This is a genomic window from Flavobacterium sp. (assembly GCF_044341265.1).
Lineage (GTDB): Bacteria > Bacteroidota > Bacteroidia > Flavobacteriales > Flavobacteriaceae > Flavobacterium.
Genome location: NZ_JBIISA010000001.1, coordinates 14369 through 26583, shown reverse-complemented (window position 1 = coordinate 26583; position 12215 = coordinate 14369). Strand labels below are relative to the sequence as shown.

The 12215-nt window shown below is 29.3% G+C and carries 17 protein-coding genes; 11 read left to right on the top strand and 6 right to left on the bottom strand.

Features of this window, described 5'->3' with window-relative positions:
* Window positions 1-21: 21 nt before the first annotated feature.
* The 4 genes from ACIQ06_RS00160 to pdxA form a co-directional block, all read right to left on the bottom strand.
* A complete protein-coding gene (locus tag ACIQ06_RS00160) occupies window positions 22-1020 on the bottom strand; it encodes a beta-ketoacyl-ACP synthase III (protein ID WP_396142759.1) in 999 nt (332 codons plus the stop codon).
* A 141-nt stretch (window positions 1021-1161) separates the two neighbouring features.
* Window positions 1162-1356 carry a 50S ribosomal protein L32 gene (gene rpmF, locus ACIQ06_RS00155; RefSeq protein WP_298305572.1) on the bottom strand — a complete coding sequence of 65 codons (195 nt, stop codon included), beginning with the start codon at window positions 1354-1356 and terminating at the stop codon, window positions 1162-1164.
* 9 nt (window positions 1357-1365) lie between these two features.
* Window positions 1366-1908, bottom strand: a complete 543-nt coding sequence (locus ACIQ06_RS00150) for a DUF177 domain-containing protein (RefSeq protein ID WP_298305583.1) — start codon at window positions 1906-1908, stop codon at window positions 1366-1368.
* A 77-nt stretch (window positions 1909-1985) separates the two neighbouring features.
* Complete coding sequence (gene pdxA, locus ACIQ06_RS00145) at window positions 1986-3050, bottom strand: 4-hydroxythreonine-4-phosphate dehydrogenase PdxA (RefSeq protein WP_344815650.1); 1065 nt, start codon at window positions 3048-3050, stop codon at window positions 1986-1988.
* Between the two features lie 61 nt (window positions 3051-3111).
* On the opposite strand from pdxA, the gene ACIQ06_RS00140 reads away from it, so the two are divergent.
* Entirely contained in the window at window positions 3112-3699 is a 588-nt protein-coding gene (locus tag ACIQ06_RS00140; RefSeq protein ID WP_396142754.1) for a riboflavin synthase, read from the top strand.
* 31 nt (window positions 3700-3730) lie between these two features.
* On the opposite strand, the gene ACIQ06_RS00135 is transcribed toward ACIQ06_RS00140, so the two are convergent.
* Window positions 3731-3934: a hypothetical protein gene (locus tag ACIQ06_RS00135; RefSeq protein ID WP_298305566.1), complete on the bottom strand. Its 204-nt coding sequence runs from the start codon at window positions 3932-3934 to the stop codon at window positions 3731-3733.
* Window positions 3935-4358: 424 nt separating this feature from the next.
* Here ACIQ06_RS00135 and ACIQ06_RS00130 point away from each other — a divergent pair, with 424 nt between their 5' ends.
* A complete protein-coding gene (locus ACIQ06_RS00130; protein ID WP_396142751.1) occupies window positions 4359-5576 on the top strand; it encodes a phage integrase SAM-like domain-containing protein in 1218 nt (405 codons plus the stop codon).
* 125 nt (window positions 5577-5701) lie between these two features.
* Here the strand turns inward: ACIQ06_RS00130 and ACIQ06_RS00125 are convergent, their stop codons facing one another.
* A complete protein-coding gene (locus ACIQ06_RS00125; RefSeq protein ID WP_396142749.1) occupies window positions 5702-6091 on the bottom strand; it encodes a hypothetical protein in 390 nt (129 codons plus the stop codon).
* A gap of 216 nt (window positions 6092-6307) precedes the next feature.
* Between ACIQ06_RS00125 and ACIQ06_RS00120 the strand changes: the two genes are divergently transcribed.
* The 9 genes from ACIQ06_RS00120 to ACIQ06_RS00080 all read left to right on the top strand — a co-directional run bounded on the left by ACIQ06_RS00120 (window position 6308) and on the right by ACIQ06_RS00080 (window position 12101).
* A complete protein-coding gene (locus ACIQ06_RS00120) occupies window positions 6308-6931 on the top strand; it encodes an alpha-ketoglutarate-dependent dioxygenase AlkB (protein ID WP_396142747.1) in 624 nt (207 codons plus the stop codon).
* A 166-nt stretch (window positions 6932-7097) separates the two neighbouring features.
* Window positions 7098-7874: a LytR/AlgR family response regulator transcription factor gene (locus ACIQ06_RS00115; RefSeq protein ID WP_396142745.1), complete on the top strand. Its 777-nt coding sequence runs from the start codon at window positions 7098-7100 to the stop codon at window positions 7872-7874.
* A 131-nt stretch (window positions 7875-8005) separates the two neighbouring features.
* Entirely contained in the window at window positions 8006-8497 is a 492-nt protein-coding gene (locus tag ACIQ06_RS00110; RefSeq protein ID WP_396142742.1) for a hypothetical protein, read from the top strand.
* Between the two features lie 10 nt (window positions 8498-8507).
* A complete protein-coding gene (locus tag ACIQ06_RS00105) occupies window positions 8508-9203 on the top strand; it encodes a tetratricopeptide repeat protein (protein WP_396142740.1) in 696 nt (231 codons plus the stop codon).
* A 2-nt stretch (window positions 9204-9205) separates the two neighbouring features.
* Entirely contained in the window at window positions 9206-9637 is a 432-nt protein-coding gene (locus ACIQ06_RS00100) for a hypothetical protein (protein WP_396142737.1), read from the top strand.
* A gap of 5 nt (window positions 9638-9642) precedes the next feature.
* Complete coding sequence (locus ACIQ06_RS00095; RefSeq protein WP_396142735.1) at window positions 9643-10032, top strand: hypothetical protein; 390 nt, start codon at window positions 9643-9645, stop codon at window positions 10030-10032.
* Window positions 10033-10049: 17 nt separating this feature from the next.
* Window positions 10050-10472, top strand: coding sequence for a hypothetical protein (locus ACIQ06_RS00090; protein WP_396142733.1), 423 nt, complete (start codon window positions 10050-10052; stop codon window positions 10470-10472).
* A gap of 9 nt (window positions 10473-10481) precedes the next feature.
* Window positions 10482-11258 (top strand): WG repeat-containing protein, encoded by a 777-nt coding sequence (locus tag ACIQ06_RS00085; RefSeq protein ID WP_396142730.1) that lies wholly within the window; start codon window positions 10482-10484, stop codon window positions 11256-11258.
* 24 nt (window positions 11259-11282) lie between these two features.
* A complete protein-coding gene (locus tag ACIQ06_RS00080; protein WP_396142727.1) occupies window positions 11283-12101 on the top strand; it encodes a hypothetical protein in 819 nt (272 codons plus the stop codon).
* The last annotated feature ends 114 nt before the right edge of the window (window positions 12102-12215 follow it).

Genomic DNA, 12215 nt, shown 5'->3' with positions numbered 1-12215 from the left:
GATTTGTTTAAGTTATAGTTTTTATTGTTTGTTGTATGCCCACTTAAGGTAAATTGAACCCCAAGTAAATCCGCCACCAAAAGCAGCAAAAATAAGGTTATCTCCTTTTTTAAATTTATGTTCAAAATCACTCAACAACAAAGGTAATGTTGCTGAAGTTGTGTTTCCATATTTATGAATATTTACTAAGACTTTTTCTTCGTCAAGTTCAATTCTTGATGCAGTTGCATCGATAATTCTTTTATTAGCTTGATGTGCAATTAACCAATTTATATCCTCTTTGGTCAAATTATTACGTTGCATTATTTTATCACTAACATCAGCCATTCCAGAGACAGCATATTTGAAAACGGTTTTCCCATCTTGAAAAACAAAATGTTGACTATTTTCTACCGTTTGCTTAGAAGCTGGTAAAATAGAACCACCAGCATCAATTTTCAAATATTCTCTACCAATTCCGTCAGAACGTAAAAATTCATCTTGTAGTCCAAGACCTTCATTGTTAGGTTCAAATAAAACGGCTCCTCCACCATCCCCAAAGATGATACAAGTTGCTCTATCGGTATAATCGATAATTGAAGACATTTTATCTGCTCCAATTAACAATACTTTTTTATATCTTCCAGATTCTATGTAGGCAGCAGCAGTTGACATTCCATAAAGGAAACTTGAACATGCAGCAGACAAATCAAAAGCAAAGGCATTAACAGCTCCAATTTGTGTAGCAACGTAAACTCCAGTTGTAGCAACTGGCATATCTGGCGTAGCAGTTGCCATAATTACCAAATCAATTTCAGCTGGATTAATATTTCCTCTTTTAAACAAATCTTGGGCAGCTTTAATAGCTAAATAAGAAGTTCCTTTCCCTTGTTCTTTCAACAATCTTCTTTCTTTAATGCCAGTTCTAGTAGTAATCCATTCGTCGTTGGTATCTACAAGAGTTTCTAATACTTGGTTAGATAGAACATAATCTGGAACATATCCACCAACAGCGGTAATTGCGGCTGTAATTTTACTCATATAGTTTATTTATAACCTCTTTATAAATCAAATTTTAAAAGAGGTGGAATTTACAAAAAAATATTTAGTTATAATCAAATTTTATAAAAAACAAAAAACTCTCACAGGTCGTGAGAGTTTAAATGTAATTTTAAAAATATATTAAGCAGCAACTACTGATTTATCAATAACTACTTGACCTCTGTAATACATTTTACCTTCATGCCAGTAAGCTCTGTGGTATAAATGTGCTTCTCCAGTTACTGGACAAGTTGCAATTGTAGCTGCAGTAGCTTTGTAATGTGTTCTTCTCTTATCTCTTCTTGTTTTGGAGATTTTTCTCTTAGGATGTGCCATTTTACTATATTATTTATCCGTTAATAGTTGCTTTAATTTGTCCCATCTAGGGTCCGTATTTTCTTCTTTTTTACTCTCTTTTTTCTGTTCTTTTAAAGATAGTTTTGTTAATTTTTCGAGTGTTTCTGTTTGTAAAGTTCCTTCTTTTATACCAGGATGAACTCTTTTTAACGGAACCGAAAGCACAATCATTTCATAAATATATTGTGATATATCTATTTGATGCTCACCATGAGGCAAAATCAATAACTCTTCGTTATCGTTGTTAAACTCTTCTCCAAAATTAACTACTAATCTTATTTTCCCTTTTATTGGAAGGTCAAACATTTCGTTAGTTAAATCACAAGGCACATGAATTGTTCCTTTGTGTTTGAAAGAAAGCTCTAACATGGTGCTTTTTTTCTCTAAAACTACATTTACTTTGATATCACAATCTTCATATTCGTGATAATCAAAACTATCAAAGAACTTTTTCTTTATTTGAAATTCAAATTGATGTTTTCCTAACTTTAATCCAATAAACGGAATTAAAAATTCATTTGTAACTTTCATCATTTCATCAATTTGTCCCATCCGAAGATTCGGGTTTGGGAGTGCAAAGATATAAATTTATTGTAAATCCAAAAGCGTTAAGCACCTTTTTTTGTTTCTAATTGTTTTTCTTTTATTTTTAAAGGGTTTTTTGACAACTCTAAATACTCATTTCTTGAGTGATAGATGTCAATCGCAAGATAAACAGCCTCTTTGAATGAGGATGCATCTGCTAAACCTTTTCCTGCAATTTCATATGCTGTTCCGTGATCTGGAGACGTTCTTATCTTATTTAGACCTGCTGTGTAGTTCACACCATTACCAAAAGCCAACGTTTTGAACGGAATTAATCCTTGGTCGTGATAAGTTGCAATTACAGCATCAAACTTTTCATATTGTCCACTCCCAAAAAAACCATCTGCAGAATAAGGGCCAAATGCCAAAATTCCTTTATCAAATAATTTTTTAATTGCGGGTTTTAAAATTTCGTCATCTTCTTTACCAATAACTCCATTATCACCAGCATGAGGATTCAAAGCTAAAACCGCAATTTTAGGTTTAGTAATGCTAAAATCCTGTTTCAAAGTCAAGTTAATAGTTTCGATTTTTTGAAAAATTAATTTTTCTGTCAAATGCTTAGCAACATCATTTACTGGAACATGATCGGTTAATAATCCAACTCTTAGATTATCTTGAACCATCAACATTAATGCATTACCTTCCAATTCCTTATCTAAATAATCTGTATGCCCAGGAAATTTAAATTCTTCCGATTGAATATTATATTTATTAATTGGAGCAGTAACCAAAACATCTATTAATCCTTCTTTTAAAGCATCGGTAGCAGCAACAAATGATTTTATAGCATATTTTCCTACGTTTTCATCATTTTGACCAAAATTAATATCTACTCCTTCTCTCCAAACATTAAGTACATTAATTTTTCCTTTTACTAATTGTTCCAACTTATCAATTCCATGAAGTGCAACTTCAGAATTTAGGTTTCTTTTAATAAAGGATAAAATCTTAACATTAGCAAAAATTACAGGTGTACACAACTCTAACATTCGAGTATCTTCAAATGTTTTTAATATTACTTCGCTTCCAATACCGTTTAAATCTCCAATTGAAATTCCAACGATTATATTTTCTGCTTTTTTCATAGTGACTTCTTCTTATTTATTGCTAATTTTGAAGTGCAAATTTAGTAAAATAAAACGACAAATGTTTACAGGAATAATAGAAACCCTTGGAATAGTAAAAGACATTGTAAAAGAAGAAGAAAACCTACATCTTACAATTACCTCATCCATAACTAACGAACTAAAAATCGACCAAAGTGTCGCTCATAATGGCGTGTGCCTAACTGTGGTTGGAATAGAAAATGACAACTACACTGTAACCGCGATAAAAGAAACAATTGACAAAACAAACGTTGGTGATTGGAAAATAAACGACATTGTAAACTTAGAACGCGCAATGAAGCTTGGAGACAGACTTGATGGACACATTGTTCAAGGCCATGTTGACCAAGTTGGTTTATGTAAATCTGTTGAAGAAACTGATGGAAGCTGGAAATTTACTTTCGAATATGATGCTGCATTAAACAACATCACTATTGAAAAAGGATCGATTACAGTTAATGGCGTTAGTCTAACTGTTGTAGATTCTAAAATCAATGAATTTAGTGTTGCCATAATACCTTACACTTTTGAGCATACTAATTTCAAAAATTTTGAAGTTGGAACAAAAATTAATTTAGAATTTGATGTAATTGGGAAATATGTAGCAAAATTGAATGCTATTAAATGAATATAAACTTATTAAAACAAAAAAGCTTCAATTATCTTGAAGCTTTTTTTATTGTATATATTTTGTAAAATGCAAAAATCAATGACGCAAAAAATAAGACCATTATCCCTCCATCTACCGGTAAACCTGGTGGTGGTGGTGGAATTGGCGCTGGCGGATCTGGTGCTGCAAATGTAAAATTTACACTAAGCAACCCGACGATTAATACTATTATCTTATTTGGGACAATTTTCATAGGGCGTAAAAGTAAAAAAAAAATCTCTTTATCAAAATTTTTTGTCTTATATTTTAATTATTGTAGTAAACAATTGACAATTTATTTACAAACAACCATTATTTTCAATATTAACGTAAAAAAAAAGCTTTTGGTTTACGCATAATAAAAAAGACCTCTTTTAATCGAGGTCTTTTACTTGTGGTCCCACCTGGGCTCGAACCAGGGACCACCTGATTATGAGGCATTGTAATAACACCTTGTTTTGACTCACAATAAACCTATCTGTTTATGTGTCAAATTATTAACAACCAAAAAGCAATATTTCAAAGCAAAATAATCCAATGACTACTTGCAAATTATGTGCAAATATATCTAATTTTCTTCAATTTTATTGAGGTTTTTATGTTTATTATTATTACCTTAGACTTTAAAATATATTCGTATGAATACGTCATTAGTCCTTACTCTTGATATGCGAAGAGCAAAAAAGGATGGCTCTTTTCCAGTAATTATCCGTATTAGTCATTATAATCGATCTACCTCCTATTCTACTGGAATTTCGGTATTAGAAAAAGATTGGGACTTTGACAAAAAAATAATTCGAAAATCCTACACAGGGACTTCATCTGTAACTCGCTTAAACAACTTCCTAATCAAACAGAAAGTTACTGCGACAGACATCATAAATCTATTAAAAGAAGAAGACAAACTCAGATTTATGAGTATTACCCAACTTAAAAACGAACTAACAAAAAAAAATCAATCTCATTCATTTTACGTATTTACGGATAAATTAATAGCAGATTTTAAAGAAACCGAACGTTTTGGGAACGCAAAAGCATATTCGACTCTGTTAGGAGTAATAAAAGGGTTTCACACAAGTAAGGATTTAACTTTCGAAGAGCTAAATTACGATTTTTTAAATCGTTTTGAAAACTATCATCTTGCCAAAGACAACACTTACAATGGTCTTGCTGTATATATGCGAACAATTCGCGCAATTTACAATAAGGCAATTAAAACAGAACTTATTGATAAAAAGCACTATCCTTTTGATAAATACAAAATCAAAACAACTCCAACAGAAAAAAGAGCTTTGAGTTCAAAAGATATAAAAAAGATTCTAAAATTTTCTTTGAATGAAAACAACCAACTTTATCACACAAGAAATTATTTTCTTGCTTCATATCTTATGTGCGGCATGTCATTTATTGATATGGCTTTTTTAACTATCGATAAAATTAAAAATGGAAGGGTTCGATACAGAAGGTTAAAAACATCCAAAATCTATGATTTTGTAATTTCTAATCAGCTTGAACAAATACTTGAGTATTATGTCAGTGATAAAAAAAATAGTGATTTTGTTTTTCCTATAATTAAACGAGAGGAACTTGAATTGCAATACAAGGATGTTGAATGGGCACGAAAAACTTATAATAAGAATCTAATTAAATTAGCAGAAAAATGTAAAATTAATTCTAGGCTTACCTCTTATGTTTCTAGACATAGTTTTGCAACTGAAGCACTTTTAAATGACATCCCACTTAGTGCAATTTCTCAAATGCTCGGACATAGTAGCTTAACTACAACTCAAATTTATCTTAAATCACTCCCAAACAACATTATGGATGAGTATATGAACAAGATGCAAATTAAATAAATTTTTTCATCAGCTTTAAAACTTTTCCCATAATTTATATCCCATACTCCAATCAAACTATTGTAAAAGAATATAATAGAAACTATTTAAAAACCCCTGTTAGAATTCAAACAGGAGCATTTTCATTACTTAATTAAGCAAAAAATACGAAGATAAGTTTGAACGGTTTGCAAAGTGATTCCATCTACTACATTGTAATTTTTAATCATCTCACATAAACAGATAAAGAACCTATTTCGATTAAATAGTTTTTTACCTTCTTGTTTTTCCAATTCAAGAGCTATAGTTTCTAAATCAGATTCTTTCCAAAGTAATACTTTTTTTAATTGAACTGTATTTTGATCTTCTTTCATCAAAAGGTCTATAAATACAGATTCACTTTCTTTAGAAACGGCTATGAGCGTTACGCTTTCATTAGATGGGATACTCATCATTAGATTCTGTGTAGCCTCTTTTTCGCTTTGAGCATGTATAACCCCATACTCATACTTAACAAAATTAAATTTTTTACTCATTTTTTTATTATTAAAGATTATGGTTATGAGTATAACAATCATGGAGGTTATAGCAACAATATTTTTTACCTCTAGCCTACTCTTAAAATCCTTAAAAAAAATTATTTATGTTTGCTTTCATATTGAAGTAAAAGAGTTTTAGCAATAATCAGCTTTATTTTTTAGCACTAATGACTAAAATAAAATGAAAAATGTTTAATGCTAAATTATGAAATCATGAACAACAATTTATTTGAAAATTCAAAAACGGATGCAGAGTTAGTTTTACAATACGCATCTAAAATTAATGGATTAGAAATTCATTTTGACTATATTTCAGAAGAGGAAGAAAATAATCTTCTTTCAAACATAGATAAAAACAATTGGCTAACTGACTTAACAAGGAGAGTGCAACACTATGGATACAAGTATGATTATAAAGCCAGTCGTATTGATCCGAGTTTTTTTATCGGAGAAATACCATCATGGATAAACAATATATCAGAACGTTTAAAATCAGAAAAACTAATTGATTTTAATCCAGACCAAGCCATTATAAATGAGTATATTGAAAATCAAGGTATAGCGGCTCACATTGATTGCAAGCCTTGTTTCAATGATACAATAGTATCTCTATCGTTATCTGGAAGTTGTGTTATGGATTTTATAAAAGATAAAAACTCTGATAATCCAACAAAAGTATCATTACTTATACCTCCAAGAACCCTAATTATAATGAAAGGGGAGTCAAGATACAATTGGCATCATGCAATCCCTTCAAGGAAAAAAGACGTTTTTAATAGTACCGTTTATAACAGGTCTAAAAGAGTTTCTGTTACACTCAGAAAAGTGATTGTTTAAATTATCATTAAGTTGTTAATTAATCTAAATTTTACTAGCTATTTTAGGTGGTTTATCGCTTTATTTAACTTGTTTAGTAAATAACTCGAAATTAACTTATCATTGGCTCTGATTTGCTTGACTTAGAAACTATTTTTTATGAAGTTAGCTTCCTAAATTGAGGCAAATGAATTATAGTTTTATAGTTATAGATGATAAAGAAAAAGATGTTGAGCAGTTATTAAAAAACCTAAACGGGTTTGTAAATTATGTTTGTAAAGGGGTGGCTAACTCTGTAGAGGATGGCATTTCACTTACTTTAGAAGAACAACCTAATGTCATTTTTTTAAACTCAGAATTAAAGAATGAGTCGGGTTTTGAAATAATTAAACATGCCTTCCCTTTTTTCAATCAACCTCCATTTGTGATTCTAGTTAGCGAAGGGGAAAAAGATATAAAAAAAGCAATCAATCACGATGTTCTTTTTTGCTTAGATAAGCCCATCGAATCTAAACAGCTCGTTATTGCACTCACTAAATTTAAAAAGCATTTCTCTGCTACAAGACATCACTTAACCATTAAAGATAAAATAGCTCACAGGATAATACGTCACCAAGATATTCTTTACATCCAAAGTGATAGTTCTTACTGCCATATACATAGAATCAACGATAAAATTGTTACTGTAACCAAAACTTTAAAAGAAATAGAAAGTTTATTGCCCAATTCTTTTTTGAGAATACATCGCTCGTATATTATTAATACTGCTTATGCAGAAATTATAAATACTACACTCAAAACCATAACACTTCATTACCGAACAAGCCTCTTTGAAGTAACTGAACAGAGTAAAATAAGACTTGATGAATCTTTTACTTTAAAGAGTGTTGTTTTGGAACTTCCAATTGGAGATATATTTTTGGAAAGAGTAAAACAAGCTTTACTAACCTTTAAATTGGAGTAATTACAAAATTAGTCTTACTCGCTACTTTACCTTGTTTATAAGCTCAAAATACCTGTTTACTAAATAACTCCAAACCGTCTAAATTAGACGGTTTTTTTGTTTTAAAATTGCTGAATTAAACATTAAAAATTATGAGAAAACAAATTTTAGCAACACTATTACTACTAAATACAACTTTCTCTTTTGCTCAAGAGAAATATGTATTTGAAAAGCCAGAATTCAAAATCAAGATTAATTTAAATCAGCCGTTTAAAATTGATGATTTTACTAATCAAAATCAATCAGGTTTTTTTGGACAAACTAACGAATCTTTATTTAGTGCTGATATCTGTAACAAACCTGAATGTTGGTACATTGAAGTTACCAAAGGATATGAAAATTTTACAGTTTTCAGTAACAGAGTTGAAGATATTAAAAAGAATAGTACTGAAAATCTAAAAAATTATATTGTAAAAAAGGATAATAACGTCTATGAGATTGTTCTGAATCAGTATGGACTAATGTACACCAAAGTTTTTAAATATAATGGTAATACAGTTCTAGTATATATGAGGTGTTATCAGTGTAATGATGATTTGGAATTGGTCAAAAAAACTTTCAATGAAAGATTTATTAACGAATAACTTTAAAAAAATGAAAACGAATTTTTTAATTATTGCCTTACTTATATGCTTCTCTTCTTTTTCACAAGACTATTATAATAAAGGCAAAAAGTTTTATAATGGCGAAGGTGTTGAAAAAAATTACGATTCGGCATTTGTATATTTCAAGAAAGCCTATGAAATAAATGGAAATTCAGATGGACTTGCAGGCATAGCGGGATTGTATAAAAATGGCTTTGGTGTTGAGAAAAGTGTAGAAAAAGCTTTTACATACTATTTTAAAGCAGCTTATTTAGGAAATAGATTTTCTATGAAAAAAGTAGCCCAAATGTATGATAAAGGAGAAGGTACAACAAAAAATGAAACAGAGGCATTTAATTGGTATCTAAAACTTGCGGATTATGGTGATGCAGAATCTCAAATGATAGTAGGAAATAGATATGGAAAAGGAATTGGGGTTAAAGAAAATTTTAAAAAAGCAGTTTATTACACAAAAAAAGCAGCACTTCAAGAAAATCTCTTAGCAATAAACAACTTAGGTTATTACTATGAATATGGCAAATCCAATTTAAAAATTAACTACGACTATGCCTATTCTTTATACTTATATGCTTGTAAAAAAGAAAGTGAACTTGGTTGCAAAAATTTAGAAAAATTCAATAGGTGGTTAGAAGTAAAAAAGATAAAAGTAAAAGAGATTTCAATTAATAAAATATTAGAAAATTAATTATGAAAAAGTATATAATACTACTAATTCTCAAATTTAATCTTTCCCTTGCTCAAGGGTTTTATGAAGATAAATTGATCGGATTTAAAATATACTTCACTCAGGAATATAAAAAAGAGAAACACAAAAAAATAGATGAAATTTTTACTGATGGTTATACTCTCAAATCTTATGAAGAAAAATGGGATGTATCAATTAAAAAATTTGACAAGGATGAATTTAATATTTTGTGTAAAAAGCTCCAAGATGAAGATAATAGTATCATTATAAAGAAGAAAAAAAACGATTTAGAAATTGTTGCCCCATTTTTATATGTTGACACTTATTTTAAAATCTTCAAATATAAAGACAATTTAATTTTTATTATTTATGATTGTTTTGAATGTGAAAGGAAAGAATTAATTAATAATTTTAAAAGAATGATAATGTTATGAAAAGAATGATTTACCTAATTACACTTTTGCTATTTTACAACGTTTCTTGTTTTTCACAAGATTATGATCAAATAGCCAATAGACTAGCCCGAAAGGGAATTGAAAAACTTTTCAAAAAATCGTATGATAAAGGAGAAGTATCAAAAAGAGAATCAGACTTGTCAATAATTGTTACAGGTGCGGCTTTAAAAGCTAATGGACGTTTTGAAATTAATATCGAAGTGGTTTGGACGGGCGGAGTTTTTAATTACAGATATAACCTAAAAGGAAATTTGTATATGGACCCTGATGGTTGTAATACAAAATGGCGACCAAAAGAATGGAATGGAACTTTCATGGCTACAACAAAAATTACAAATCAAGACCTTGAGTGTATTGATAGTGAAGAAGACTAACAATAAATAATATTAAAATGAAAAAAATTATCTATTTAGCAATAGTATTTGCTACTACTCTAAACTATTCTCAAGAAAGATTGCCAGGATTTAATAATGGTAATTCAGAAAATTCTAATAAAATAAATTTTAACTCCAATCCAGAATTAAAAAATGACATTTCTACAATTGGCTTAACTATAGCTAATCAACTAATGAAATGTTGTAGTTCATGGGGTGGTACAAATATTTATTCGAATATAGACTTTGAAAATTGTACAAAAAGTTCATCGGGTATTTATACAATTCCTATGCAAGTTGGCTGGCAAGGTTCTTTATCAGGTACACAATATTGGATTCAAGGAAAACTTATCATTGATAGTAACGGGAATAAACAATGGCTAAAAATAAAAGATAGTGGGGGGTTTTATGCAGGCTGTTCAAATAACTGTATCAATTAATTATTTAAAATGAAAAGTATATTTATATTCCTATTGATACAATTTTCATTTTCCCAAACCAAAACCAATTTTGATCATATTTATGATTTTTCAGGAGATATAGCAATGGTCACTAAAAATTTTAAATATGGCTTTATAAATAGAAGTGGCAGCATCGTTGTACCAATCCAGTATGATGAAGCCAATAGTTTTTCGTTTGGTTACAGTTTGGTTCGAAAAAATAAAAGCTATTTTTCTATAGACAGTTCTGGAAAAATTATTGCAAAATTAGAATATGATTATGTGAATGGGCCTTATAATGGTTTTCTCATTGCACAGGCTAATAATAAAACAATTCTAATTGACAACAAAGGTAATCCTAAATCAAAGTATTATAATACTATTTCATTTGTATCGGAAGGATTATTTGCGGTAGAGTCCAATGGCAAGTGGGGTTTTATAGATGTTAATGGTAATGAAAAAATAGATTCTCAATTTGATAGCGTTTTTTCTTTCAGTGAGGGTTATGCGGCTGTTTTATCTAACGGTAAATGGGGTTTTATAGATACAACTGGTAAGATAGTAATACCAACGATATATGATAATGCTTTTAACTTCAAAGAGAATTTAGCTGTTGTGATTAAAAACAGCATAGGTTATGTTATTGATAAAAAAGGGGAGATTGTATCAACTATAAATTATAAAATCTATTCATTGGGCTTTAAAGATGGATTATTAGAAGTTGAGTCAAATGAAAAAACACTATACATCGATAAATATGGGGATTGTCAGATAAATTGTAACTAATAAAATTTTATAAAGACTGTATAAATGAAAAAAGCAATCCTTCTTCTAATTTTAGTGTTTTGTTGTGAAAATGCTATTGCACAAAAAAAGTTTATTCCCAGTTGGAAACATGTAGAATATAAAACCAAAGATCTTTCTCTTGAAAAAAGGCCAAAATTTTTTAGTAACTTAAAACTTACTCATAAAGATGGCTCCAATTGGGCAATTAATGATGTTGTTTATTTTAAACTTTGTGGCTTATACGGAGAACTTATAAACTATGACAAAGGAAAATCAATAAAGTACAAAGGAAATTATAAAATGATTTCTTTCAACCAAAAAATGAAAGAAGATTTAGATGTTGTTTCCAAAAACTTTTTAATACACATTTTTGCTGGATATGGTATTTTAAATGGTGGGAATTATAGTGAAGCAATTTTTGACAATGACAGTAACAGGAATAAAGAATTTACTGCCACTATATCTGCAATAATTGAAAATAAAAGCCATCGAGACTCTCTATGGAACTGGATTAAACATCCACTTAAAAAAATAATTAGAAAAATGCCTTCAAGATATAAATCTATTATTGCTGAAACATTTGAATACATTACAACTTATTTTGGTAATGATTATGATATTAGTAGAGCAAACAAATGGTTTTTAGAAGATAACGTAACAATGAAATTTTCATCAACTGATTATAAGAATCAACAACATCCTGCACGTAAATTAACCGCTTTTGCAGAACGTCTAATGTTTAAACATAAAATTATTAGTTTGTCAGAAATTAGAGAGGAGATTAATAGAATAAATATTTTTTTAAAAAGTAATCATATTGAGAATAAAAGAAACAAGATTTAAATGATTTATTTAATAGCAAGTGATTAAGAAGTAATTTATATCCATTATTTAAATTTCAAATGAGTCAAAGTCCGTTTTAAACATTAAATTTCTCTTAAAGGATTTATTTCATCA

What these genes read in the sequence shown, in the direction of transcription:
- ACIQ06_RS00160 (WP_396142759.1), bottom strand. Translation starts at nt 1,020, where the DNA reads ATGAGTAAAATTACAGCCGCAATTACCGCTGTTGGTGGATATGTTCCA.
- rpmF (WP_298305572.1), bottom strand. Translation starts at nt 1,356, where the DNA reads ATGGCACATCCTAAGAGAAAAATCTCCAAAACAAGAAGAGATAAGAGA.
- ACIQ06_RS00150 (WP_298305583.1), bottom strand. Translation starts at nt 1,908, where the DNA reads ATGAAAGTTACAAATGAATTTTTAATTCCGTTTATTGGATTAAAGTTA.
- pdxA (WP_344815650.1), bottom strand. Translation starts at nt 3,050, where the DNA reads ATGAAAAAAGCAGAAAATATAATCGTTGGAATTTCAATTGGAGATTTA.
- ACIQ06_RS00140 (WP_396142754.1), top strand. Translation starts at nt 3,112, where the DNA reads ATGTTTACAGGAATAATAGAAACCCTTGGAATAGTAAAAGACATTGTA.
- ACIQ06_RS00135 (WP_298305566.1), bottom strand. Translation starts at nt 3,934, where the DNA reads ATGAAAATTGTCCCAAATAAGATAATAGTATTAATCGTCGGGTTGCTT.
- ACIQ06_RS00130 (WP_396142751.1), top strand. Translation starts at nt 4,359, where the DNA reads ATGAATACGTCATTAGTCCTTACTCTTGATATGCGAAGAGCAAAAAAG.
- ACIQ06_RS00125 (WP_396142749.1), bottom strand. Translation starts at nt 6,091, where the DNA reads ATGAGTAAAAAATTTAATTTTGTTAAGTATGAGTATGGGGTTATACAT.
- ACIQ06_RS00120 (WP_396142747.1), top strand. Translation starts at nt 6,308, where the DNA reads ATGAACAACAATTTATTTGAAAATTCAAAAACGGATGCAGAGTTAGTT.
- ACIQ06_RS00115 (WP_396142745.1), top strand. Translation starts at nt 7,098, where the DNA reads ATGAATTATAGTTTTATAGTTATAGATGATAAAGAAAAAGATGTTGAG.
- ACIQ06_RS00110 (WP_396142742.1), top strand. Translation starts at nt 8,006, where the DNA reads ATGAGAAAACAAATTTTAGCAACACTATTACTACTAAATACAACTTTC.
- ACIQ06_RS00105 (WP_396142740.1), top strand. Translation starts at nt 8,508, where the DNA reads ATGAAAACGAATTTTTTAATTATTGCCTTACTTATATGCTTCTCTTCT.
- ACIQ06_RS00100 (WP_396142737.1), top strand. Translation starts at nt 9,206, where the DNA reads ATGAAAAAGTATATAATACTACTAATTCTCAAATTTAATCTTTCCCTT.
- ACIQ06_RS00095 (WP_396142735.1), top strand. Translation starts at nt 9,643, where the DNA reads ATGATTTACCTAATTACACTTTTGCTATTTTACAACGTTTCTTGTTTT.
- ACIQ06_RS00090 (WP_396142733.1), top strand. Translation starts at nt 10,050, where the DNA reads ATGAAAAAAATTATCTATTTAGCAATAGTATTTGCTACTACTCTAAAC.
- ACIQ06_RS00085 (WP_396142730.1), top strand. Translation starts at nt 10,482, where the DNA reads ATGAAAAGTATATTTATATTCCTATTGATACAATTTTCATTTTCCCAA.
- ACIQ06_RS00080 (WP_396142727.1), top strand. Translation starts at nt 11,283, where the DNA reads ATGAAAAAAGCAATCCTTCTTCTAATTTTAGTGTTTTGTTGTGAAAAT.